The sequence below is a fragment of the Prochlorococcus sp. MIT 1327 genome, from assembly GCF_047304785.1.
In the GTDB taxonomy this organism is placed as follows: Bacteria; Cyanobacteriota; Cyanobacteriia; order PCC-6307; family Cyanobiaceae; genus Prochlorococcus; species Prochlorococcus marinus_D.
The window spans coordinates 233,739-258,803 of sequence record NZ_CP138972.1 but is presented as its reverse complement, the minus strand read 5'-3'; the positions used below and the strand labels follow the sequence as shown (position 1 = coordinate 258,803).

Here is a 25,065-nt window from a genome sequence, read left to right as displayed (position 1 = left end):
CTCTCTGGTTGCCATTGCATGCTGGATAGCTTTTGTGCTTTCAGCTGCTGTGGTTTGCAGGGTCCGCTGGCCTAACCAACGAGAACTAAGTCGCAAGATCGTTCACATCGGTACTGGCCCAGTAATCCCTTTGGCCTGGTGGCTCGGGATCCCATCGGATTGGGCGATTCCAATGGCAATTCTCATTACCATTGTGATCCTCATCAACCACCGCTGGCGCTTACTACCAGCTATTGAAGACGTCAATCGACACAGCTACGGCACAGTGGCATACGCTCTAACAATCACCCTGTTGCTGATTTTCTTCTGGCCAGAAAATGCTGCAGCGGTCTGCTCCGGAGTGCTTGTGATGGCTTTCGGCGATGGGTTAGCTGGCCTCATCGGTCGCAAAGTACGCTCACCCAATTGGTTGATATGGGGTCAACGCAAATCAATCGCAGGCACTCTTACCATGGCTGTGATAACCCTAATCATTCTGTTCACTCTAAGCCTGCTCATTGACGCTAGCTTCCATCCCCTACGCATCTTCGCCGTCACAGGCCTTGCCGTTGGACTAGAGCAACTAAGTCGCTGGGGTATCGACAACCTCACTGTGCCGATGGGAGTTGCAGTCGCCTGGTCATGGATGACAGCGATCTAAAGGCTGATCAAGTTATTGGTGACAACGTCACTGAAGCCACTGCAGCCGCCAAATCCTCAAGGAGAGTTGCCGTTGTCTCTATATCGATACAAGCATCCGTAATGCTTTGACCATAGACAAGAGTAGAGAGGTCTTCAGGCAACTTCTGATTGCCCTCGACAAGATGACTTTCCAACATCACACCCATGAGATGGGTTGATCCTTGGCGTACCTGAGTAGCAACAGCCTGAAGCACCTCTGACTGTCGCCGAAAATCTTTCTTCGAATTGTCGTGGCTGCAATCCACCATCAACCGATCAACCAAGCCAGCCTTCACTAATTCTTTTGCAACCCCTTCCACCGCTTCGGGATGGTAATTGGTACAGCCATTACCTCCCCGCAACACGAGATGGCCATCAGGGTTTCCAGTGGTATGCACAATCGAAGCCTGACCCTGCCGATTGATCCCAAGAAAATGATGCGGTCTAGATGCTGCCTGCATCGCATGGATCGCAATCTTGGCACTGCCATCGGTACCGTTTTTGTAACCGACGGGCATTGACAATCCAGAAGCCATCTCCCGATGGGTCTGACTCTCAGTGGTTCTGGCTCCAATCGCCGTCCAACTGATCAAATCAGCGATGTATTGAGGCACAACCGGATCCAGCAATTCAGTGGCCGTCGGCATACCATCGCGAGCAAGGTCGAGCAACAACGACCGCGCACGCCTCAAGCCAGTGTTGATGTCATAGGAACCATCCAGATGGGGATCATTGATGAGACCTTTCCAGCCAACTGTGGTGCGAGGTTTTTCGAAATAGACCCGCAAAACCACCTCCAACTGGGCGGCATATCGCTGTCGCAATGGCTCCAACTGACGGGCATAGTCCCTTGCAGAGGCAATGTCATGAACCGAGCAGGGACCAACAATCACCAGCAAGCGGGGATCCCCACCACGCAGAATTGCCTGGATGCGCTTACGAGTATCTGCAACGGTTTTGAGAGCCACTAGATCGAGGGGCAGCTCCTGATGAAGCAAGAGAGGCGACACCAAGGGCCGCGTATCCACCACATGCAAGTCGGAGGTGGTGGTCATTTCGCCAGAATGCATGACAACCCAGGCTAGGAAACCAGCAAGGTGGCAGCATCCGGTAATTGCATTTCAATATCGATCTCCTGCCAGGAGGGATCGACGGCAAATAACAATAGAAGGGCCATAACCGCTGCCGAGGAATCACCCCAATGCTGAGTGCTTATCGCCAGCTCGCCGCCGAACGTGACGCCCAGGGCATCCCCCCCCTGCCCCTCACTGCCGAGCAAACCCAAGCACTCACCTTACTTTTACAGAATCCACCAGCAGGAGACAGCTCTGAACTGCTTTACCTGCTGCGTGAGCGCATCCCCCCAGGAGTAGATGAAGCTGCCTACGTGAAAGCAACCTGGCTGAGTGCTATCGCCCAGGGAAACAGCAAGAGCCCACTCATTACTCCCTTAGAAGCCACAAAACTGCTAGGCACGATGATTGGGGGGTACAACGTTGCAGCTCTGATTGAGCTGCTTCAACACAATGACCACGAGCTAGCTGAATGCGCCGCTACAGGTCTGAGTCGCACCCTGCTCGTCTACGACGCTGTCCATGACGTTATCGAGTTAGCTGAAACCAATCGCTTCGCCAAACAAGTTGTAGAAAGCTGGGCCGCCGCTGAATGGTTCACCTCAAAACCAGTCTTAGCCAAAGAGATCACAGTCACAGTCTTCAAAGTTGAAGGTGAAACCAATACCGACGATCTATCCCCCGCGACCCATGCCACCACCCGACCAGACATCCCCCTGCATGCTCTGGCCATGCTGGAAACACGGGATCCCAATGCCCTTGCCACGATCATCAGCCTGAAGGCAAAAGGCCATCCCATTGCCTACGTGGGCGATGTAGTGGGTACGGGCAGTTCTCGTAAATCAGCAATCAATTCGGTGCTTTGGCACATAGGAGCCGATATCCCTTACGTACCCAACAAGCGATCCGGCGGCGTCATCCTTGGCGGCAAAATCGCTCCAATTTTCTTCAACACAGCGGAAGACTCCGGCGCCCTACCAATCGAATGTGATGTCAGTCAGCTGCAAAGTGGCGATGTGATCACCATCCGTCCACATGCCGGCACCATCGAACGGGCCTTCGGAGAAGACAAAGCAGGCGAAATCGTGGCTCACTTCAAGCTCAAACCAATCACCATCAGCGACGAAGTGCGCGCGGGTGGGCGTATCTCCCTACTGATCGGCAGAGCACTAACCGACAAAGTGCGTTCTCAATTTGGACTGTCAACATCCGATCTATTCGTCCGCCCAGGAGACACTCCTGAAACGGGCAAGGGGTATACCCAGGCCCAAAAAATCGTTGGTCTTGCTTGTGGTCTCGAAGGAATACGACCTGGGACCAGTTGCGAACCGCTGATGACAACTGTAGGCAGCCAAGACACAACTGGACCAATGACTCGGGACGAAATGAAGGAGCTCGCCTGCCTGGGATTTGCAGCAGATCTGGTCATGCAAAGCTTCTGCCACACCGCTGCCTACCCGAAGCCTGTAGATCTACAAACCCAGAAAGAACTTCCCGATTTCTTCGCACAACGTGGTGGAGTAGCACTTCATCCAGGCGATGGGATCATCCACAGCTGGCTGAACCGCATGCTTCTGCCAGACACAGTGGGAACAGGCGGCGATAGCCACACTCGTTTCCCCTTAGGCATTTCTTTCCCCGGAGGTTCTGGCGTGGTGGCTTTTGCTGCAGCCATCGGTGCCATGCCCCTAGACATGCCGGAATCTGTACTGGTTCATTTCAGCGGCTCACTACAGAGCGGCATCACACTGCGTGACGTCGTCAATGCCATCCCCTTGATCGCGATTCAAGAAGGTCTACTCAGCGTGGAAAAAGCGAAAAAGCTCAATATCTTTAGCGGCAAAATCATGGAAATCGAAGGATTACCTGATCTGAAGCTGGAGCAAGCCTTTGAACTAACCGATGCCACTGCTGAACGTTCCTGCGCTGGCTGCACGATCAAACTGTCTGAATCAACGGTTGCTGAATACCTTCGCAGCAATATTGCATTGCTAAAAAACATGATTGCCCGCGGTTATCAGGATGCTCGCACCCTGGCAAGACGTATCAAAGCCATGGAAGCTTGGCTGGCAAAGCCAGAATTGATTAGCGCTGATCAAAACGCAGAGTATGCCGAAATCATCAATATCAATCTCGACGAACTCAAAGAACCCGTACTGGCCTGTCCCAACGATCCCGACAATGTAAAACTACTCAGTGAGGTTGCAAACAATCCAGTGCAGGAAGTCTTTATCGGCTCCTGTATGACCAACATCGGCCACTACAGAGCTGCGGCAAAAATTCTTGAAGGATCTGGAACCAGCAAAGCTCGCCTATGGGTTTGCCCACCAACAAGAATGGATGAAGCCATGCTTCAAGAAGAGGGTTACTACAAAATCTTCGAAGCGGCAGGGAGCCGAATGGAAATGCCTGGTTGTTCATTATGTATGGGCAATCAAGCACGCGTGGAAGACAACACAACCGTTTTCTCTACAAGCACTCGAAACTTCAACAATCGACTAGGCCAAGGAGCCCAGGTCTATTTAGGCAGTGCTGAGTTGGCAGCAGTATGTGCATTATTAGGCAGAATCCCTACACCAAAAGAATATCTTTCGATCGCAACAGAAAAAATCGATCCCCTCTCATCTGAGCTTTATCGCTATCTAAATTTTAACCAGATTGATGGCTTTGCAGATCAAGGGCGCGTGGTAAATAAAGACATACAAGCAGAAGTTCTTGCAGAGTTTTCACCCACCAATGGCCATGCCGAATGATCTAAACCGGCAACAAAATCTGATCCAGTCCAGTCGCAGCATCCGCAAACTCTTAGAGCAGCGCTGGTTTGTGGTTGTGCTGGCTCTGATGCTTACGGGCCTTGGAGCTGCCCTCACAGGAGTGCTTTTCAAAGCTGGTATCTATAGCCTCGCCAAGTGGCGATTCCAGCTTCTTGAACTTCTTCCGCCATGGATCGTTCTACCAGCCCTTGGTGCCACAGGAGGCTTGGTTTCTGGGTTGCTTGTTTCCCGTCTAGCCCCCTCTGCGAGCGGTTCAGGGGTGAGCCACATCATGGCGTTTTTACGCCATCGATCCGTACCAATGGGCTTGAGGGTTGGGATGGTCAAGCTAGTCGCAGGAGTTATCGCCATCGGCAGTGGTTTTCCACTTGGTCCAGAAGGACCAGCAGTGCAAATGGGAGGCTCTGTCGCTTGGAAATTTGCTCAATGGTTAAAGGCACCAATCGCCTTTCGCCGAGTCATTGTCGCTGCTGGAGGTGGGGCAGGTCTAGCCGCTATTTTCAGTGCGCCAATTGGAGGCTTTGTTTATGTAATTGAAGAGCTACTTCATTCTGCAAAACCTGCAGTCTTGCTGCTGGTGGTTGTCACCACCTTCTGGGCTGATACTTGGGCAGATGTGTTCGGATTTCTAGGACTAAGTCCATCAGCTGGAAGTCTTAGCAAAGGCGTGGGCTTTCAACTGGAACGTGAATACACACCCCTAGTGCACTTTCTACCAATCGACCTGGGCTACCTAATCGCCCTTGGTTTGGTCACTGGAGTCTTGGCGGAGTTTTACTGCCGCTACGTCCTAGCGATGCAACGCAAAGGTAAAACCTGGTTCGGCAATCGACTCGTTTTAAGGATGGTGCTCAGTGGTGGTGTACTCGGAGGGGTTTATGCAGCTCTTCCTGAGAGCTTTAGGAATTTGGACAACCTCCAAGATCTGGTCGGTGGAGGAGAAGCTGGTCCTCTGATGGCTCTCAGCACCTTCGTCGTGCTGTTTTTCACTACCGGGCTAGCAGCTGCCTCAGGAGCACCAGGAGGCTTATTTGTTCCGATGCTGACCCTAGGAGGAGCAATCGGCCTGGCCTGTGGAGACTGGGCACAAATGCTGACTGGCCATGCACCCAGTACCTTCATTTTTGCAGGCATGGGAGCGTTCGTAGCCAGCTGCTCACGCACACCGATCACGGCCATGTTTTTGGCCTTCGCACTAACAAAAGATTTGCTAATCCTCAAACCAATACTAGTGACATGCCTAGCGAGCTTTCTCGTCGCTCGCCTCTTTAATGAACACTCAATTTATGAAAGACAAATCACAATGGAATGCAAAGAGTAACCAATCGAAAGAAGTAATCTACTACTTATAATATCTAAATAAACTGGACAATTTGCAGACAGCCCATATTATTTGAATTCTCATAATCTCCATCATAAGACTCGCAAATATCCGCTCCTGAACTTAGGAGGTCAGTCAATATTGTCATCAAATATCACAATAACCTAGATCCCTAAAAGGCAGGTAGTCATCGAAATTATTATTCCATCAATATAAAGTGAAGCAAGAAATTTGCCAAAGACAGCTGACAGATCAAAACATATAATCAAGCAAGATCAATCAACCCAATGATGAAGCGCTGATTCCTTAACCATTGATTTATTGACGTACATGAAATAATTTCGCACCCGATGCCAATAGGCTCTTCAGGATGAACTGATGTTGCCAAGGTTGACCTCCTGAACAAGGAAACGCTCCTATTCACCCCCACCGTTCCCGAACCTGGAGCGCTCCGAGCCGTGCTGGCGTTCCCAAGCACATACAGCATTGGGATTACCAGCCTGGGATATCAAGTCATCTGGGCCACCCTCGCTAAACGTGAAGACATCGATGTAAGGCGGTTATTTACCGATCAAGGGGACATCCCCCATCGCACATGCGACCTGTTCGGACTCTCCCTGAGCTGGGAACTGGATAGTCCGGTATTACTGGATCTACTTGAGCAACAACGCATCCCGCTATGGAGTCATCAACGCGGAGAAAACAACCCGATTGTTTTTGGTGGTGGTCCTGTACTCACAGCTAACCCCGAACCCCTAGCTCCATTTTTCGATGTGGTTTTGTTGGGAGACGGGGAAGAACTTTTACCAGCCTTCATCGATAGGCTCCAACAAGTGAAACAGTTGCCACGAACTGATCGCCTGCGAGCTCTGGCAAAGATTCCAGGTGTCTATGTACCAAGGTTCTATGAACCCATCTACGACGCTGACGACAGCCTGCTGACAGTAAAGCCCGTCGAATCCGACTTACCCCACTCAATCGCGAAGCAAACCTGGCGCGGCAACACCCTCACTCATTCCACAGTGATCACGCCAGATGCTGCCTGGCCAAACATCCATATGGTTGAGGTGGTCCGCAGCTGCCCAGAACTTTGCCGATTCTGTCTTGCCAGCTATCTCACACTGCCCTTCCGCAGTCCATCCTTAGACGATGGACTCATCCCTGCCATTGAGAAAGGACTCACCGCCACCAAGAGACTTGGACTACTAGGCGCCTCTGTTACCCAACACCCTCAATTTGGTGAGCTACTGCAATGGTTAGACAAAGATCGCTTCAACGACATCCGCCTCAGCGTTAGCTCTGTACGGGCAGCCACAGTAAACTCAGAATTGACCAGGATCCTGAACCGCCGCGGCAGTAAATCACTCACAATTGCCATCGAAAGCGGCAGCGAGCGCATTCGCGCAATGATCAATAAAAAGCTTGCTCAAGAAGAAATTTTTGCGGCTGCCAAATATGCGTTTGAAGGCGGCCTCCGTGGCCTGAAGCTCTACGGCATGGTTGGACTGCCTACCGAAGAAGACTCCGATATAGACGACACGAGCAATCTGTTACTGAACCTCAAAAAAACAACCCCAGGCTTACGCCTCACTCTGGGAGTCAGCACCTTTGTCCCTAAGGCTCATACTCCCTTTCAATGGCACGGGATCAACCGTAAAGCGGAGAAACGACTCAAACAACTAGCAAAACAACTGAAACCAAAAGGCATTGAGGTGCGACCAGAAAGCTTCGGATGGAGCACGATCCAGGCTCTGCTGTCACGCAGTGACCGACGCCTCGCCCCTGTGATTGCATCTGTCCGGGGCTCACACAACAAACTAGGCAGCTGGAAAAAGGCTTACAAAGCAGCACGCGAAGGGGGTCTCAGTACAACGACTGAACAAGCCAGACCACTACCCCGCCCACCAGCCTGGGAAGAAGTGGTGCATGAATCATGGGAGCCATCACGAACACTGCCCTGGACCCATCTAGAAGGGCCCCTCAACCAAAAGCAACTCATTCAACATCATCATCAAGCCCTAAACGAGCATGTTGGAGTGCCTGCTGGGGAAGAATGATGCAACGTAATCCAGCCAAAAGAATCCAGCCGGCAATGTTGAGCCGACTGTCAAAGAAAGGCATATCAGTAGCGTGCATCACCACCAGGATCAAACTTGCCGTCCACCAAGCACGGTCAAAGACCGTGCTACTCAAACCTCGGCTTATCAAGACTCCACCAGTCAACACACCACGTCGCAAGACTGTGATCAAGAGGGCTAAAACAGTCCCCACCACTAGCAGAGCCACGGGTATCCCATGGCTCACAGCAAGTTCAAGAGGAAGGTTATGGGCATGGCCATGCCACTGACCAGTCCGCAGCGGATAGAGCACTGAAAAAGCAGCAGCCCCCCAACCCAGCCAAGGACGAGAATCAATAAACTGAAAAGCCAGCCCCCACTGGCTCATGCGAGTTGACATCAACTCACGATCCTGGATATAGCGCATGTCATTAAGACGCGCCCAAATACCCTCAGGCACAAACGTGCGTGCCCACTGCTGCAAACCTGAAGGACTGCCTGGTAATGCTGCAAGAGTCACTGGTAACAGCGCTAACACCATCAACGGCAACAACCAGGGCCACCTGGCGGGCCCAAAAACAAAGGGAATCGACAACATCAACCCTCCCCAAGCATTTCGTGAGTCGGTAAGAACCAATGCAGCTACAACAGCAATAGCGACCCCCAAAGCCATACTGCGTTGAAAACGACTGAGGGCAGGCTGAAGCAGAGCTGCCAAACAGAATGGCCAAACCAACGCCAACCAGGCTCCGGCAATATTTGCGTAATCAAACAGACCAGATAAACGGCCAGTAGGCTCCCCGCCGGGAGCCATGAACCAGACGATTAAGCCACCGAACAATTGCCATGGCCCCTGCCATCCCCACCAGAGCTGCCCGAGACCTGTAATCACCACAGGCAAAGTGCCAGCGACAAGCCAAAGGGCACAACGTCGTCGGGCTTCATCACTAACTAAATAAGGCTGAAAACCCCAAAAAGCCCAAAAGAAAGGCAACCAATTCCCCAGACCAACCCAAGCACGTCCACCCGAATAGGCCTGAACGCAACCAACCAGCATCAATAGGGCGGCAATCAGCAAAGGCCAATTCCAGGGATCGCGCCAAAACGGTTGCTGTCGCTGACAACTACCAAGCACCAGGGCCGTAAGCAGCAACAGGCCTGCCAACAATGCACTGGAAGGCAATAAAAAAAGCCCCCACTGGAAAACCAACCAACCCATGGAGGTCGCAGCAGCAGGGCGACATCGAGCCATCCAAGCCAACACCGTCATGCAAAAACAGCGGTTCTACCGCGATAGACCATCACCTGGCGACAAAGATGCAATCTCAAGGCCCTTGCCAAAGCGAGACGTTCTGTATCACGTCCTTTACGAATCAAATCTTCCACCTCATCACGATGGTTTACATGCTCGATGGTCTGCTCAATAATCGGCCCGTCATCCAGATCTTCAGTGACGTAATGGGCTGTAGCACCAATCACTTTCACCCCTCGATCCCAGGCCCTGTGATAGGGCTGTGCCCCCTTAAAAGCCGGCAAGAAAGAATGGTGAATATTAATCACGGTGGGGAAACGCTCTAGAAAAGCACCACTAAGGACCTGCATGTACTTGGCCAACACAACCAGCTCAATCCGATGCTCAGCCAACAAATCCAGCATGGTTTGTTCCGCCTCAGGCTTGCTGGCAGGCGTCATAGGAACACACTCAAAACAAACACCAAACTCCCTACATAAAGGCTCCAATTGAGAGTGGTTAGCAATCACAAGCGGCACCTGCATCGGCAACTCCCCACTTCGAGTACGCCAAAGCAGATCCAACAGACAATGACTCTGCTTGCTGGCGAAGATCGCCACCCGAGGGATCTCATCCGAAAAATGCAATTGCGCCTGACCCCCTAGGCGATCTGCCAGAGCATTCACAGCCGGTGCTATCGCCTCTCGAGGCAATCCGAAGCCCTCAATTCCAAATTCGATCCTGCTCAGAAACAGTCCAGCCCCAACATCCGTATGGTGATCAGCATGAAGAATATTGCCTCCATTAACAGCCACCCATCCCGACAACTCACTCACCAAAGCAGGCCGATCTGGACAGATGAGCTGCAGAATCACACGAAGCTTGTAACCGTAAGGATTCCATACAGCACCAAGAGGGGAGCTCACTCAACCTGATTGCAAAAACTCATTCTGTCTTGACGAACGTCAGCACCAAGAACACCTCAAAGTGAGATGCATTGCTCGTCAATATCAAGAATGACTGCTTCCACGGTTGCAATCATTGGCGCCGGTGCGGTTGGCGCTGGCACAGCCTGGTATTTAGCCAAGCATGGCCACCAAGTGATGCTGATTGATCCAAAACTGGATCAACCGATTAACCGATCAGGCGCCCTGCCGGGAACAACTGCTTCGCTAGGGGTACTCATGGGGAATGTTTTCAGGCGCAGCAGTGGACGAGCCTGGCGACTCCGACAACACAGCATGACCCTCTGGCCAGAGTGGGTTGCAGAACTGAGCAGTCAAGAGCATCCGCTCAAGCTCAACACCCCTCTGATTCAACTTGCGAGTAGCGAAGCAGAAGCCACCCTGATGAAGCAACTCGCAGAACAACGGCAACATCTCGGCCTTGAGCTGATCTCACCAAACTCGAATCCATACATCGGCCGATCATGGCCAAACACACAACATGGGGGGCTGATCTCTCATCAAGACGGTTATCTAGACCCGATACTCCTACAAAAATGCCTACGGGCCGCCCTACAAGACCAAGGCGTACAACAAATCCAAGAGCCAGTCATCTCGCTGGAACGAAATTCATCTGTCGAAGAAAAACAGTGGCGCCTTCAACTTGCGGGAGGAACAAATTTGAACCAAGACGCTGTCGTGATCTGTGCAGCACTGGGCAGCAAAGCCCTGCTGGAATCTCTAGGCCACAGTCTTCCCATGGCCCCTGTGCTTGGACAAGTGCTGGATCTAGAGGTGATCTCAGATCAGCACAATTGGAGCGGCTGGCCTGCAGTACTCGTGAGCCATGGCATCAACTTGATCCCCCACGGAACCAATCAGATCTGGATAGGTGCCACTCTCGAGCCAGGCGTTCAACCAATGTCTAGCCACCTCAAGGCCATGCAACACCTCGCGGGAGATGCCCCGGATTGGCTAGAGAGCGCGACTGTGAAAAACCAATGGCATGGATTGCGCGCTCGACCTATCGAACGTCCAGCGCCTCTTTTAGAAAAACTAGAGCCCGGGCTAATCGTGGCTACGGGCCATTACCGAAATGGCGTCTTGCTGGCCCCAGCCAGCGCTGCATGGGTAAAAGAGCAACTCGCTAACGAGACAAGATCATGACTTGACTCTTGATCAATTTTCAATCATCCAACAGCAAGGCATCCGAAGATCACCAGTTTGCTGCGTCAAAGAAATCTCGATGAGCCGGTAGACGCACACTTGGATTGTCTTAATTCCTCGAAAAGCCAGTACCCATCTAAATTGATCAAGCCCCTAAAACGCTATTAAAATTACTCAATGCGTAAGAAGCTGCTGCTTGTATAGATGGTGAGACTCGATGATGTTGAAGAAATAAAGCAAGAAGCGTTAGTTCAGAGTTATCTCTTTGTCTCGGTGCCTGGCATAAAAATGTAACAACAGGCCAACAGGAACTACTGCCAGCAGACAAGCGAAAATGGTTCCAAGGGTTTCCATAAACTTTAGCGAATGGGATTTTCTATCCTGCAAGCTATAACACAGATCACTGCCTATAGACAGTGGATGCAACATTAACACGTTAAAAAGTTCATTAGAAGTTGCCATACAACAGGCTTTACCCAAAAGTCTTTGACTCAGAGCATTCAGATTTACAGCGCTAACTACTCTAAGAGAAAAACATAAGCAATTTAATCTCATCCTAATTTTTAAGACATTGCTGCCTACATCGATAAGAACTCATTATTTAACGAATGAGCCCTAAATCCAATCGTGATGAGGTTGCAAATACTAGAATTTAAGTTTCTAATTTCTGCAATTATATTCTCATAATACTTTGAAAGATTCACAACCTCCTCACGATCTAATGCCAAACATAAAATGATGACTTATTTAAGATTCTCTGATAATCCTCGCACATCAAACGATTCGGAATTCGATTAAAAATAACATTTACCAAAAAGACCTGAGCCTCCTTTGCATCATTAATTCCTAGATCAATAAGCTTTATTTATTGATCGTTATGAGACAAAAGATGAAATCCCAAAGGTTTTAAAGGAATTTAAAATCCTACGGGATCAAGCATGGTCACCTTGCAAAAATTGTGAGTCGTTAGGTGCAAGATAAGAGTAAAGAGTTACTCCACTCTTCAAGCACTGATCACAAGATTCAAATGCTACCAGGCAATCATGGATATGCCAAAGAACAAGCAGCAAAAAAGATTAAATCAATCAAATCTAGCGGCACATGAGTAGAAATATCCTCAGCATTTCATAGAATTATCCTCTTCCTGCCATCAGGCATGTATTTGTCAGAGTATGCATATCTATCATTTTCGTCAAAATAATCGGGTGTCTCAATGTTGATACAGTTAGGCATATTAAGTCAATCAAACAAAAGATCGGTGGGCAGCAGACCTCCAACCTCCAACAAGCTCTTTACGCATAGATCAACTCTTGGATGAAAGCAAAGCAGCTCTCTCAATTGATCATTCAATCCATATGGTCCGTTAAAAAGGCCCTCAATCAAATCGTCTTTTTTACGACTATTGGATTTTCAGTCTCTCCAGAGAATATTTTGTCATGCCAGCCCATCCATAATTAGCATCTGTTGACCAGTGCCAGTCAAGCTACAACCTAAACGAGATCTCCCTATTGTCAAAGGAAGGCTAATGGCTATAAGCAAGACTGCCAAGCATTCGGATTAATTTCAGCAAAGCAGAATCTCTGATCAAAAAAATCCAAGAAATCCCTTATTTCTTCACGCAAACTTGACCAATTAAAGAATAAAAACAATTAAAAATATATGGCATTCAGATGACCATAGAAAATAAATGTTGGCAAGAAGAACTTAAAGCTTCTTGCTAACTATAGGGACACATGTATATCAGTCTTGATGACATCAGCAATCAAACTATCCCATCACTTCGACTCAGTAAATTCAGCGTCAATCACATCATCGCCACTACTGGAATCACCAGCACCAGCCGAGCCAGCATCAGCGCCGGATTCTGCGGCGGCGGCACCCGCCTGTTGATAAACAGAAGCGCCCACGGTATAAAGCTCCTGCTGCAGTTCCTCCAATAGTGACTTCATCGCATCAAAGTCATCTTTCTCAATAGCAGCCTTAAGCTTGACGCGCTTATCTTCCACCTTTGCCTTTGAATCAGCATCAACCTTGTCAGCCAACTCTCCAAGCTGCTTTTCCGCCTGATAAACAAGAGTCTCAGCCTGGTTCTTAATGTCAATGCGCTCACGCTTTTCTTTATCAGCTGAGGCATTGGTCTCAGCATCCTTAACCATCTTCTCAACCTCATTTTCAGAGAGGGTTGAAGCACCAGTAATTGAAATACTTTGCTCCTTACCGCTACCCTTATCCTTGGCATTAACACTAAGAATACCGTTAGCATCGATATCAAAGGTCACCTCAATCTGAGGAACACCACGAGGGGCAGGAGGAATTCCATCAAGACGGAATGTTCCCAAGCTCTTATTATCAGAGGCCATCTCACGTTCACCCTGAAGCACGTGAATCTCCACATTGGTTTGTCCATCAACCGCTGTGGAATAGGTTTCCGACTTCTTAGTAGGAACAGTCGTATTACGCGTAATCATCTTAGTCATCACACCACCAAGAGTCTCCACACCCAAGGAGAGAGGTGTGACGTCAAGCAGCAAGATGTCCTTAACTTCACCAGCCAATACCCCGCCCTGTATGGCAGCGCCTACGGCAACAACCTCATCAGGATTGACAGTCTGATTGGGATCTTTACCCGTAACCCTCTTCACAAGTTCCTGAACTGCTGGCATACGGCTGGAGCCGCCCACCATCACGATTTCGTCAAGTTCACCAGAAGAGAGTTTGGCGTCCTTAAGAGCCTGCTCCACAGGTACACGACAACGATCAATCAGCTTTGAAGCCAATTCCTCAAATTTGGCACGTGTCAGGGTTAGATCGAGATGCTTAGGCCCCTCAGAGGTAGCAGTAATAAATGGCAGGTTGATCTCACTTTGCGTAGCACTGGAAAGCTCGATCTTGGCTTTCTCTGCCGCCTCAGTGAGGCGCTGAAGAGCCTGCTTATCCTGACGCAGATCAATACCTTCATTGGCCTTAAAAGTTGCAGCCAGATGATCAACAATCACTTTATCGAAATCATCTCCGCCTAGATGAGTGTCACCAGAGGTAGATAGAACCTCAAAAACACCATCACCTACCTCGAGCACAGAAACATCAAAGGTTCCACCACCCAGGTCAAACACCAGAATGCGCTCATTGCTCTTCTTATCGAGGCCATACGCCAACGCAGCCGCAGTTGGCTCGTTAATGATGCGTAGCACCTCTAAGCCAGCTATCTTGCCGGCGTCTTTGGTGGCCTGTCTCTGTGAGTCATTAAAATACGCAGGCACTGTGATCACGGCCTGGGTTACGTTCTCACCGAGATACTTACCAGCGTCCTCAGCTAACTTGCGCAACACCTGAGCACTCACTTCCTCAGGAGAAAACTGCTTATCAAGAACCGGGCACTTCAACCTCACATTAGAGCCAGACTTCTCAACCTCATAGCTCACTTCCTTCGACTCTTCGTTCACCTCATCAACCCGACGACCAACGAAGCGCTTGGCAGAATAAAAGGTGTTATCAGTGTTCATCACCGCTTGGCGCTTGGCGATCTGGCCAACCAACTGATCCTGATTTTTGGTATAAGCGACCACAGAGGGAGTTGTTCTAAACCCTTCAGCGTTAGCAATCACGACGGGCTTGCCACCCTCCATTACAGCGACACAACTGTTCGTGGTTCCAAGGTCAATGCCAACAACCTTTCCCATTCGTGCCGACCTCCTAAAGATCTCTGTCTTGAACAGGTGCATCCTCGGCAGTGAGGCCACTTAGAGGCGAGGTGTGGTTCCCGAACAGCTCGCCCGGCAGGCTGGGCATAGAACCGATCAAGCAATGGGAATGATTAGCGGCACAACCTCCCTAATAGGCCTGCTCGGCCAACCAGTGCACCATTCCCTCTCACCGGTGATGCAAAACGCAGCCCTCGCTGCAATGAATCTCGACTGGTGCTACATGGCCATGCCATGCGAAACCAACGATCTGGCCAATGTGCTCTGCGCTCTGCGTTCGATCAACTGCCTTGGCCTGAACATCACCATCCCCCACAAACAAGACGTGGCCCAAACCTGTCGAGAGCTCAGCCCATTAGCAAAACGACTTAAAGCCGTCAACACTCTGATCCCTCATGCAGACGGCGGCTGGACAGGCACCAACACAGACGTGGCCGGTTTTATTGCACCCCTTCAAGAAAGCAAGTGCGAGTGGCATGGGCGTCGTGCAGTCGTGCTCGGTTGCGGTGGTAGCGCCCGAGCAGTCGTTGCAGGTCTGCAAGATTTAAAATTGGCTCAAATCATGGTGGTTGGCCGCCGATCTGATGCGCTGAAGAGATTTCTCGATGATCTCCAGCCCAACCCAGCCAGCTCCGAATCTGATTGCCAAGTGCTCTTGCAAGGAATTCTCCAACAGGACCCTGCTCTGATTGAACAGCTAACCAAAGCCGATCTGGTGGTCAACACCACACCAGTAGGCATGTCCCAAAACCGTGCGGAAACATCAACTCCTAGAGCGCCAATGCCCCTGGGGAAGAAGATTTGGCAAAACCTAAGCCCAAAGACAACTCTCTATGACCTGATTTACACACCAAAACCAACCGCCTGGCTGACCTTAGGCACTGAACATGGCTGCCATTGCATAGATGGTCTCGAAATGCTTGTTCAACAAGGCGCTGCCTCTCTAAGGCTCTGGAGCGGCAACAACCAGGTGCCTGTCGAAGAGATGAGAAAAGCTGCTCTGAGCTGGCTCACGGTTTAGCTTCATAGCAGTAATCTGACCCCCATGCTGATCCCTATCTGGCAACGGTTGCTGGGAGTGCTGATTTACATGCTCCCTTGGAGCGACACCATTCCATTTGGGCGAAGTTTATTTGTGCAATTTCCATTGCTTGAATTGCTTGCACTTCCAGCCCTACCTTTAATAATCCTGGAACAAGGGATCCCGTTCGGAAGTCTTCTAATATTTTTCTTGCTATTTCTTGCCGTTGTAAGGAACCCTAAAGTTCCCTATTTTCTTCGCTTCAACACACTGCAAGCACTACTCATAGACATTGTTGTCGTACTGCTGGGCTATGCCTTCCAAATCCTTCTACAACCTCTTAGTGGTGCTTTCATGCTGCGAACACTAACCAGCACTGTGCTGGTGGCAATGCTTGCCATCGTGATTTTCGCCCTCATCGAATGCCTAAGAGGACGTGAACCAGACCTGCCAGGTATCAGCCAAGCCGTTCGCATGCAGCTCTCCTAAACACTGACCACAAAGAGATAGGCTGGTCGCTCCGTCGCTCACTGCCGTGAGCCTTTAAGTCCCTGTCGGAACACCTGATGAGTCAACAACCTTATTACGAAACCATGTACATCCTCCGGCCGGACATCCCGGAAGAGGAAGTAGAAAACCATGTCACCAAGTACCGCGAGATGGTGACTGAAGCTGGGGCAGAGGTCCTCGACAATCAAATGCGTGGCAAGCGTCGCCTGGCCTATCCAATCTCAAATCACAAGGAAGGCATCTATGTGCAGCTAAGCCACAACGGCAATGGACAACAAGTGGCCGTGCTGGAAAAAGCTATGCGTCTCAGTGAAGACGTAATTCGCTACCTAACTGTGAAGCAGGAAGGTCCTCTACCCGCTCCAAGAATCGTCCCCGGGAGTGAGCCTGAACCAGTACAACAGCAGGAAGCCGCAGCCGTAGAAGCCTGATCAACACCATTGTTGAAAAAGCTGCTTGGCGTTAGCTTTCTGCCATGCGCGCTGCCCATCAGGACCATCAAAGCCCTCTTCCAATTTGGAAGCAACAGGAAACACAACAAGAAAATAAAACAATAACCAGACGTGATGCCATCCAACAATGGCGAAAATCAACAGGCAAGTTGCTGCTAACCAAGGCTGAGATCAGATCCAACTGCAAAGAAAATCCTTATGACCAACAAGATCTACTTAAAAGTCAAATCAAAGACCTTAAGGAGCAAGTCCAGGAATACGAAGCACTCCTAAAGGAACTCCCTGATATTTTCGAACGAAAATTTCAACAACGACTCATCCCCCTACTAGAGCGCTATCGCCTAATCACGCATACTCAAAACTCTGCTATTCAAACAGAGTCAATCATGCTTGAGGAGCCTCACACATTAAGAGTGCCTTCCCTGCTTCGCTCAAGATGGCTTGGAGGCAGAGGACAATCTCCACAAGAAAACTAATCAAAAGATCACAACTTAGCCTCGCCGAGCTGCTGCCCAAAGGCGACTTGGAAGTCCCCAGATGTAGATAAATCCTTCAGCAGCCCTGTGGTCAAAGTTGTCCTCGCTGCCATAGGTAGCCATCTCAGATATATACAAGCTGTTGGTGTCAGAGCTCCGGCCAATCACCATGGCATTGCCTTTATGGAGACGAATCCGCACCAAGCCATTCACATAAATCTGAGTGCGATCCATGAATCCATCCAGAGCATCCTTCAAAGGGGAAAACCAAAGACCCTGATAGACCAGCTCAGCCCATTGCATCTCCAATTGACGCTTCATGCGCAACACATCCGCAGCAAGTGTCAAACTCTCCAATTCCTGATGAGCACGAATCAATAAAAGTAACCCTGGAGTTTCATAAATCTCCCGACTCTTGATACCAACCACCCGATTCTCAATGATGTCAAGGCGACCGAAACCATGCCGTCCAGCAAGACGATTCGCCTCCTTGATCAAACCAACCGAATCAAGTCGCACCCCATCAATAGCCACAGGATTACCAGCTTCAAAACTGATCTCAATGTCCTGAGCCTGAGAGGGTGCAGCGTCAATCGAGGAGGTCATGGCAAAGACCTCCTCGGGCGGAGCCACCATCGGATCTTCAAGAGGACCCGCTTCAATACTTCGACCCAAAAGATTCAGATCAATCGAATAAGGCGATTTCTTACTCACGGGGGCAGGGATCCCACAGCGTTCGCCATAGGCGATCGCCTCCTCTCTGCTCATGCTCCATTCCCGAGCGGGAGTTAGCACCTTGAGATCAGGTGCTAGTGCTGCAATGGCCAAATCAAAACGCACCTGATCGTTGCCTTTACCCGTACAGCCATGAGCAACCGCATCGGCCCCGACCTCCCTGGCAACTTCTACCAACCGACGAGCAATCAGGGGGCGAGCTAAAGCCGTAGACAGTGGATAACGACCTTCATAAAGAGCATTGGCACGAATCGCCAGCAAAGCAAACTCTTCTACAAAAGGCTCTATCAAATCTCCCACCAGAGACTGACTAGCACCAGCATCAAGAGCCTTAAGGCGGATGGGATCAAGCTCATCGCCCTGACCTAAATCGGCAGCAAAGGTGATCACCTCGTCTACCCCCCATTCATGCTTGAGATATGGGATGCAAACGCTGGTATCAACACCACCGGAATAAGCAAGCACCACCTTCTTCGCACGCCCCATCAACTGGACTCCGAATCACAATTCAAAGATTCTCCCTTCCCGTTGACCAAAGACCCGGAATCAGCCGTAGGAAATCCCTCCCGCATGACCCAAATACCGAGGCCAACCGCAGGAGCAAAGAGCAACAACGCCACCAGGAGGGGCCGAATTACAAAAGGCTCAGGATGCAACAGACCCCAAAACCGCAAGCCAAAGCTGAGTAGTAAGGCCAAGCCCCAGGCAAGAACCATCAAGATCAGCTTGGAAGAAAAAAACACCTGATCAAAGGAAGTCAATGAACTATGTTGGCTGATTGGTCTATGTCCTCACAAATGAGCGCCCTCGATACGATCAACCTGAGCGCACTCGACGGCATCAACCCTGCTCTTACGCGCTATAGAAGAACAGAACCTGCCCCAGTTTTGCCCCTACGCGAAGAACCAGATCTGCTGAGTTGGCTCGAAGCAAGTGGAAGGCTAGTCGCCGATGAAGAATCCACCTCACCAGAGGTCAGCACAGTAGAGGAAGAGGAGCTTTCGGCCTTGATGGGAGAGAAAGAAGATTACAAAGCAGACGACGAACAAACAGAAGAAAACTGGGAAGAATAGCCATTTTCTCAAACCGAAGAAGCCTGCTCACTTCATTAAGCACCGCCAATCAAGCCCTGACGTGAGCAACTCTCCGAAGCCATTGGCTGATACGGATACACAAAGGTGGTGGACTAAAGGGACAACGTCCGCAAGCTTGCTCGGGATAGTTATCTTTGCTGCAAGCTTCACATCGGACCGCTTAATAGCCAACAGTCTGCTGAGCTTGCCGTTGATGATTTCAACACTGATTTCAGTGCTGATCGCAAGCTGGGGCATCCCAAAGTTAAGGGCCCTAAAAATGGGGCAAGTGATTCGAGAAGACGGACCACAGACTCATCAGCGCAAATCTGGTACACCAACCATGGGTGGGCTGCTAGTCGTGCCAGTGGGGCTCATCATCGGAAGTTGCGTCAGTGTGAATGGCGAAAGCAGCGAGCAACTACTAGCTCTGTCATGCATCACCCTGGCTTACATGGTGATCGGTGGCTTCGACGACTGGCGCAGTCTCACGCGCGGAACCAACACTGGTCTTACCCCTCGGGGAAAACTTCTACTTCAAACCGCAGCCGCCCTGATCTTTCTCGCTTGGGCGGGCTGGCAACACTGGATCGGCTCCAGCATCGCCCTGCCCCTTGGCATGTCCATCCAGATGGGATTCATGATCTGGCCACTAGCACTGTTCGTCTTCTTAGCGGAAAGCAACGCCACCAATCTCACCGACGGACTCGATGGGCTAGCCAGTGGCTGCGGGGCGCTTGTCTTCACTGGACTAGCCGTGCAACTGATGCTCAGAGGTAATGATGGCAATCCTGTACTTGCAGGCTTCTGCATGGCAATGGCAGGGGCCTGGCTCGGTTTCCTGATGCACAACCGCAACCCAGCCCAGGTGTTCATGGGCGACACAGGCTCACTAGCAATGGGAGCCGCCTTGAGTGGAGTCGCAATCCTCTCCAACAGCCTCTGGCCGCTTTTGATCATGGGTGGTGTGTTCTTGGCTGAATCCCTTTCTGTGATTATTCAGGTATGGGTTTTCAAAGCCACCAAAGGACCTGACGGCGTTGGACGACGAGTATTCCGCATGGCCCCGCTTCACCACCACTATGAAATCGGAGGTGCCGACGAGCAAATGGTGGTGCGAAGATTTTGGTTAAGCACTGGAGGCTTAGTGCTGTTGGGTCTGCTATTACGCCCCACTGCATAAGTGCTGGCATGAGTTACTTCTATAAGAAATAAAGATGCACTTTTAAACTCACTTCTTGCAAGCAACTCGTATCAGTTCCAGAATATCAATACCGAAATGAAGGTCATGAAACTACAGGGCTGGAATATCACTACTTGGGTCGCTGGCATGATCCTTCTGATGCTTACCATCTTTTTCGTTTTGAGCGGATGGAATGCCGAAACGATCATTTCATGCATTGATTACACCGGTAGAAGCTCTCTATTTCTCTTCTCCATTGCCTTTACCGCATCGAGTGTCTATTCACTCTGGAAAACACCTTTTACAACCTAGACTCTTCACAACAGGCGCTACATCGGACTGAGCTTTGCAGCCTCGCACTTCATTCACCTCATCCTAATTGTATTGATCTCTTTGAACTTCCCAAAACCTTTCCTCGAAGATCAGCCGATGGGAAAGTGGATTTTCGGTGGTATTGGTTATCTGTTTATTTTCCTGATGGCCTTGACTTCCACTGATCGAGCTCAGCAATGGATGGGTATGAAAAATTGGAAGAGACTTCATTTGATTGGCAGCAACTGGCTTTGGACCGTCTTTCTGCTCACCTCCGTTGGACACACACGTGAAGATCCAAAGTTCTACATCCCGTTCTTTGTTTACACATTGGCCTTGCTTCCTTTGAGACTTATCAAGCACACCCCCCCGAAGGCACCTCACGGAGCAGCATCCTTAACTCACTAAATCCAAGTCTTATCAAGCAAAATGAGCGTTTTGCTGGTGCAAACAAAGCCAATGGGAGCAAAAGCCAGAAATTCTCAATTGTGCCGTACTTATTGAGGACAGCCTCTCTCCGTCGGGCAGTTTTGTCCGACGAAAATGGTTGAACTTTTCACACAGAGCAACTGCCAACGAGAAAAATCCATACCAGCCCAATAGCAAATGTGGTCTACGTAATCTCGAAGCTTCAAACACCCAGTCCTCATCACCATCAATCTGTTGTATTAAAAAATGAGTTACTTCACTTGGAAAGAGGCTGGTCTCACAAGCGACTGCGCAAGCCTTGAAGCCATGGCTTACCGTTTCGAAGAGGCTGCAAGTCTGATGCGACGCATGGCCCGAGAAGGCTTTCGGCTTGAACAGAACATGAAAAAACAACGCATCACTCATCCTGATCCCGGTGTATTCGAAGCCTGGGGGTTCATCAGCGAAGAACCAGCCTTTCGACAGCTCACGCTGATCCCTGATCTCAAAGTGTAAAGGGATCTCAAATACCACTTTTAAGGCAATTCCCCTAACCAGCCGAGCGCGAAGATCAACTCATCATCAACACCTTCATGATGACTGTCTTACCAAAAACCTTGCTGTTACTTGGCAGCGGAGAACTCGGCAAAGAAATAACAATCGCCGCTCAACGGTTGGGCTGCCATGTCATCGCCTGTGATCGATACTCCGGGGCCCCGGCCATGCAAGTAGCAGACCAAGCAGAGGTTCTGGACATGAACAATTCAGAAGCCCTCACAGCCATCATCAGGCATCACCAACCGGATGTAGTCATTCCAGAGATCGAAGCATTGGCAGTCCATGCACTGGCAGAGCTTGAAAACGAAGGAATCACAGTGATCCCTACGGCCCGAGCCACAGCCGTAACAATGAATCGCGATCGAATCAGAGATCTCGCCAGCGAAGAATTGGCTCTACTGACCCCAAAATTTGCTTACGCCGGCAGTGCCGAAGAACTCAAACATGCAGCTGAGCCCCTGGGCTGGCCAGTGGTGGTCAAACCAGTCATGAGCTCCTCCGGCAAAGGCCAAAGTGTGGTTAGCAATCCTGAAGGCCTTCGGCAAGCCTGGCAAGCGGCTATGGCAGGGTCCCGGGGCAACTCACCGCGAGTCATCGTGGAAGAGTTCCTTCACTTTGATCTAGAAATTACCTTGCTCACAATTCGCCAAGAGGATGGCTCCACCCTCTTCTGCGAACCAATCGGGCATGAACAAATTGGAGGAGATTATCAATGCAGCTGGCAACCAGCAGAACTCTCTACTGAACAACTCAAGCAAGCCCAATCAATGGCTCTGACTATTACCAAAAATCTTGGTGGTGTGGGATTGTTCGGGGTGGAGTTCTTTCTATGTGGCAATGAAGTGATTTTCTCGGAACTATCACCAAGGCCACATGACACCGGACTTGTCACCCTTATCAGCCAAAACCTTAGTGAATTCGAACTACACCTGCGCGCAGTGCTGAAATTACCTATTCCTACTATTCAAACTGCAGATGCAGCAGCAAGCAGGGTAATCCTGGCAAAAGACAATCTCTCATCCATTTCCTACAAAGGAGTGGAGAAAGCCCTCTCAGAAATTGACACCCAGATATTGCTGTTCGGCAAACCCAATGCTCGACCAGGGCGTCGCATGGGGGTTGCTTTAGCCAAAGGCAAGTCTATGGAAGCAGTTCGCTCTAAAGCTGATCGAGCCGCCGCATCCATCCAGGTAATAAAGGGCAAGGGTGTCAGTTAAGACTTTAAGAAAAACCGATAGTGATTTAAGCCATCTAAAAGTCCAAACAAATGCGGGTTGTTAGCAAAAAACACTCGTTGCTGATGTCGCAAACCCTCCAGACAAGGATCATGCTCTGCAAGAACTACTGAAGCAGTCAATCCCCTTACCAATTCAGCATCGCCTTGTTGACTGGCAACAACCAAAATCTGCTCAAGAGGTAGTCCCCAACGAAGAGAGAGATAGCGAATGGCTTCGCTTCGGGAGGCCCGCAAAGGCACCACATCCAAAAACCAATGACAACGCAAATGAGGACGTGCCGCCTGACCCCTTTGCCTTAAACGCTGACGGACGAGTGGCAAAATCGCCTCACCATGCTCTTTCAATAGATAACTCACCTTGTGAGGACCCTGCTCCTGATCGTCCTGAAGGGTCAAATGGTCCTTGAGATCAGCTAAAGCAGACACCACTGCCTGTCGCCGCCAATGAATGTCGATATGGGCCTGCCAAAAGCGATCCGACTGATCCTCCAATCCGTAATGGATTTCAGTACCCGCGCGACTAATCCAAACCCGAGGAGAAGGAAGATGCAGCTCTGCATAACGCTTTTTTGCAGCCTGCACAGAACGACCCGTTAATACTCCCAGACCATGCGCATCGCCAGAGCCAATGGATTCCAATCCCTCCCGCAGCGAAGCCAAACCCTCTTCCTCGGGTTCTTCGAGAGAACTATCAAGATCAAGCAACAACAAACTCCGCCCCAGCGGACTGCCCAGACACTCTTTATCTGTGGCCCAGATTCGTGGCTGAGACAATTCAAGACGTTGCTTCATCAATGCCAAGTAATGGCAAACATGAGCATCCCAACTGAAATGCCGACTGACCGCCTCAATCCCGTTATCACTCCAAAGACGCCACTGATCTGCGTCTGAACCAGCCTGCTCCATTACATCCTGAAGTGCCTCCAGATCAGTAACGTCAACCAACAAGCCGTTGTCACAACGAGCAAGGATGTCGCGTGGACCACCGTCATCAGTGGCCACCATCGGCAAACCACAGGCCGCCGCTTCAAGCAAAGTGAGCCCAAAGGGTTCGGTAAGCGCTGGATTCACAAACAAACCACGATGCAAGGCTGCCCATCGGTAAATCGCTGGGATCTGATCACGACGGTGCTGTTTGGGATAAGCCACCCGGCCATAGAGGTCGTAACGATCCACAAGATCAAAAACCTGCTGGAACACCTCCCGCTGTTGCTTTTCCAACTGACGAGGATCATCCCGACAGCCGAGTACAAGCACAAGATTATGCCGTTGACGCAACACAGGCGAGCGGCCGTAAGCCTCCACCAAAAAAGGAATATTCTTACGACGCACAGCTCTGGAAATGGCCAAAAGAGGAGGTAAAGAAGGTTTCCTCAAAAAGGGCGCGAGCAATCCATCAACAACATCCGTTTCACTAGAAGATTGGAGTGGATGGAAGCGAATGGAATCAACGCCGGGAGGCACCACCTCCGCTTTCTTCGGAACAAAACGCCCATAGCGAGCGTATTGATGATCAATTTCCTGGCGAGTACTCGTAATCACCAAACTGCAATGAGCAAGAGTCAACTCTTCAGCATCAATGCGTTGACCAATGGCATATGTTTGCTCGATCTGTTCATGGTCTCCACCAACTCCCAACAGACGCCGCAACTTTTCCCTGCCCAAGGAATGACCTGTAAACACCAAGGGAACACCCAGCCTGCGACTCACAAGGGCTCCCACATAGCCTGCATCGGCGTAATGAGCATGAATCCAATCAGGAAGATGTTCTTGCTGCTGGAGATGGCTAACGGTCTGATCCGCTAAATCATCCAAATAGGGCCAAAACAACTCCTTGCGCAAATATCGTCTTGGTCCAAAAGGCAGCCTGATGATCTTGGCCCCAGGAGCAATATCCTCAATGGGATTGGCATAGTCAGTAGAAACACGACGATCATGAATTAAGCGGGTAACCACCTCAACCTGCTCAATTTCCGAACGCGCAGCCAGGCCCCTGACAAGCTCGAGCACATAAAGAGCCTGGCCTCCTGTATCAGCATCGCGACCCAATTCCAAGTCGTGAGATCGAAACAGTCCATGAAGATGCAGATGAAGCAATCTCAAACCCATCTGATGCCTCCAAGGCAATCAACGAACCCATCCAAAGGCGGATGGCCATCAAGAAATAATCAA

Annotated in this window: 21 protein-coding genes; 14 read left to right on the top strand and 7 right to left on the bottom strand. The window is 50.3% G+C overall.

Features of this window, described 5'->3' with window-relative positions; translation table 11 throughout:
- Positions 1–34: 34 nt before the first annotated feature.
- Positions 35–640, top strand: a complete 606-nt coding sequence (locus SIB80_RS01185; protein WP_011827564.1) for a diacylglycerol/polyprenol kinase family protein — start codon at positions 35–37, stop codon at positions 638–640.
- A gap of 7 nt (positions 641–647) precedes the next feature.
- Here the strand turns inward: SIB80_RS01185 and SIB80_RS01180 are convergent, their stop codons facing one another.
- Complete coding sequence (locus tag SIB80_RS01180; RefSeq protein ID WP_063420876.1) at positions 648–1,715, bottom strand: 3-deoxy-7-phosphoheptulonate synthase; 1,068 nt, start codon at positions 1,713–1,715, stop codon at positions 648–650.
- 146 nt (positions 1,716–1,861) lie between these two features.
- Between SIB80_RS01180 and acnB the strand changes: the two genes are divergently transcribed.
- From acnB to SIB80_RS01165, 3 genes are all read left to right on the top strand, one after another.
- Positions 1,862–4,486: a bifunctional aconitate hydratase 2/2-methylisocitrate dehydratase gene (gene acnB / locus SIB80_RS01175; RefSeq protein WP_063420749.1), complete on the top strand. Its 2,625-nt coding sequence runs from the start codon at positions 1,862–1,864 to the stop codon at positions 4,484–4,486.
- On the top strand, positions 4,470–5,828 hold the full coding sequence (locus tag SIB80_RS01170; RefSeq protein ID WP_011131614.1) for a ClC family H(+)/Cl(-) exchange transporter: 1,359 nt from the start codon (positions 4,470–4,472) through the stop codon (positions 5,826–5,828). The genes acnB and SIB80_RS01170 overlap by 17 nt, the downstream gene beginning before the upstream one ends.
- Before the next feature lie 458 nt (positions 5,829–6,286).
- The gene (locus SIB80_RS01165) at positions 6,287–7,885 is read left to right on the top strand and encodes a B12-binding domain-containing radical SAM protein (protein ID WP_063420750.1); all 1,599 of its coding nucleotides are present in this window, start codon (positions 6,287–6,289) and stop codon (positions 7,883–7,885) included.
- On the opposite strand, the gene SIB80_RS01160 is transcribed toward SIB80_RS01165, so the two are convergent.
- Entirely contained in the window at positions 7,824–9,137 is a 1,314-nt protein-coding gene (locus SIB80_RS01160) for an O-antigen ligase family protein (RefSeq protein ID WP_063420877.1), read from the bottom strand. The two genes, SIB80_RS01165 and SIB80_RS01160, sit on opposite strands and share 62 nt — an antisense overlap.
- A gap of 14 nt (positions 9,138–9,151) precedes the next feature.
- A complete protein-coding gene (gene purU / locus SIB80_RS01155) occupies positions 9,152–10,042 on the bottom strand; it encodes a formyltetrahydrofolate deformylase (RefSeq protein ID WP_011827570.1) in 891 nt (296 codons plus the stop codon).
- 66 nt (positions 10,043–10,108) lie between these two features.
- Here purU and SIB80_RS01150 point away from each other — a divergent pair, with 66 nt between their 5' ends.
- Positions 10,109–11,227: an NAD(P)/FAD-dependent oxidoreductase gene (locus SIB80_RS01150; protein WP_063420751.1), complete on the top strand. Its 1,119-nt coding sequence runs from the start codon at positions 10,109–10,111 to the stop codon at positions 11,225–11,227.
- Positions 11,228–13,002: 1,775 nt separating this feature from the next.
- On the opposite strand, the gene dnaK is transcribed toward SIB80_RS01150, so the two are convergent.
- Positions 13,003–14,907 carry a molecular chaperone DnaK gene (gene dnaK, locus SIB80_RS01145; RefSeq protein ID WP_063420752.1) on the bottom strand — a complete coding sequence of 635 codons (1,905 nt, stop codon included), beginning with the start codon at positions 14,905–14,907 and terminating at the stop codon, positions 13,003–13,005.
- Positions 14,908–15,037: 130 nt separating this feature from the next.
- On the opposite strand from dnaK, the gene SIB80_RS01140 reads away from it, so the two are divergent.
- The 4 genes from SIB80_RS01140 (at position 15,038) to SIB80_RS01125 (ending at position 17,387) form a co-directional block, all read left to right on the top strand.
- Positions 15,038–15,949, top strand: coding sequence for a shikimate dehydrogenase (locus SIB80_RS01140; RefSeq protein ID WP_063420878.1), 912 nt, complete (start codon positions 15,038–15,040; stop codon positions 15,947–15,949).
- Positions 15,950–15,973: 24 nt separating this feature from the next.
- A complete protein-coding gene (locus SIB80_RS01135) occupies positions 15,974–16,438 on the top strand; it encodes a Tic20 family protein (RefSeq protein WP_063420753.1) in 465 nt (154 codons plus the stop codon).
- Positions 16,439–16,515: 77 nt separating this feature from the next.
- On the top strand, positions 16,516–16,890 hold the full coding sequence (gene rpsF / locus SIB80_RS01130; protein ID WP_063420754.1) for a 30S ribosomal protein S6: 375 nt from the start codon (positions 16,516–16,518) through the stop codon (positions 16,888–16,890).
- 44 nt (positions 16,891–16,934) lie between these two features.
- Positions 16,935–17,387: a hypothetical protein gene (locus SIB80_RS01125; protein ID WP_063420755.1), complete on the top strand. Its 453-nt coding sequence runs from the start codon at positions 16,935–16,937 to the stop codon at positions 17,385–17,387.
- Between the two features lie 15 nt (positions 17,388–17,402).
- On the opposite strand, the gene SIB80_RS01120 is transcribed toward SIB80_RS01125, so the two are convergent.
- Positions 17,403–18,608: an argininosuccinate synthase gene (locus SIB80_RS01120; RefSeq protein WP_063420756.1), complete on the bottom strand. Its 1,206-nt coding sequence runs from the start codon at positions 18,606–18,608 to the stop codon at positions 17,403–17,405.
- Positions 18,608–18,865, bottom strand: a complete 258-nt coding sequence (locus SIB80_RS01115) for a hypothetical protein (RefSeq protein WP_371807581.1) — start codon at positions 18,863–18,865, stop codon at positions 18,608–18,610. Before SIB80_RS01115 ends, SIB80_RS01120 begins: the two co-directional genes overlap by 1 nt.
- A gap of 54 nt (positions 18,866–18,919) precedes the next feature.
- Here SIB80_RS01115 and SIB80_RS01110 point away from each other — a divergent pair, with 54 nt between their 5' ends.
- From SIB80_RS01110 to purT, 5 genes are all read left to right on the top strand, one after another.
- Complete coding sequence (locus SIB80_RS01110) at positions 18,920–19,195, top strand: DUF3134 domain-containing protein (RefSeq protein ID WP_041374996.1); 276 nt, start codon at positions 18,920–18,922, stop codon at positions 19,193–19,195.
- Positions 19,196–19,256: 61 nt separating this feature from the next.
- A complete protein-coding gene (mraY, locus tag SIB80_RS01105) occupies positions 19,257–20,378 on the top strand; it encodes a phospho-N-acetylmuramoyl-pentapeptide-transferase (RefSeq protein ID WP_063420757.1) in 1,122 nt (373 codons plus the stop codon).
- A gap of 333 nt (positions 20,379–20,711) precedes the next feature.
- Positions 20,712–21,098: a hypothetical protein gene (locus SIB80_RS01100; protein ID WP_328585584.1), complete on the top strand. Its 387-nt coding sequence runs from the start codon at positions 20,712–20,714 to the stop codon at positions 21,096–21,098.
- Positions 21,099–21,365: 267 nt separating this feature from the next.
- On the top strand, positions 21,366–21,614 hold the full coding sequence (locus SIB80_RS01095; protein ID WP_063420758.1) for a hypothetical protein: 249 nt from the start codon (positions 21,366–21,368) through the stop codon (positions 21,612–21,614).
- Between the two features lie 80 nt (positions 21,615–21,694).
- The gene (gene purT, locus SIB80_RS01090) at positions 21,695–22,873 is read left to right on the top strand and encodes a formate-dependent phosphoribosylglycinamide formyltransferase (RefSeq protein ID WP_063420879.1); all 1,179 of its coding nucleotides are present in this window, start codon (positions 21,695–21,697) and stop codon (positions 22,871–22,873) included.
- Here purT and SIB80_RS01085 read toward each other — a convergent pair.
- On the bottom strand, positions 22,870–25,002 hold the full coding sequence (locus SIB80_RS01085) for an HAD family hydrolase (protein ID WP_063420759.1): 2,133 nt from the start codon (positions 25,000–25,002) through the stop codon (positions 22,870–22,872). The two genes, purT and SIB80_RS01085, sit on opposite strands and share 4 nt — an antisense overlap.
- Between the last annotated feature and the right edge of the window lie 63 nt (positions 25,003–25,065).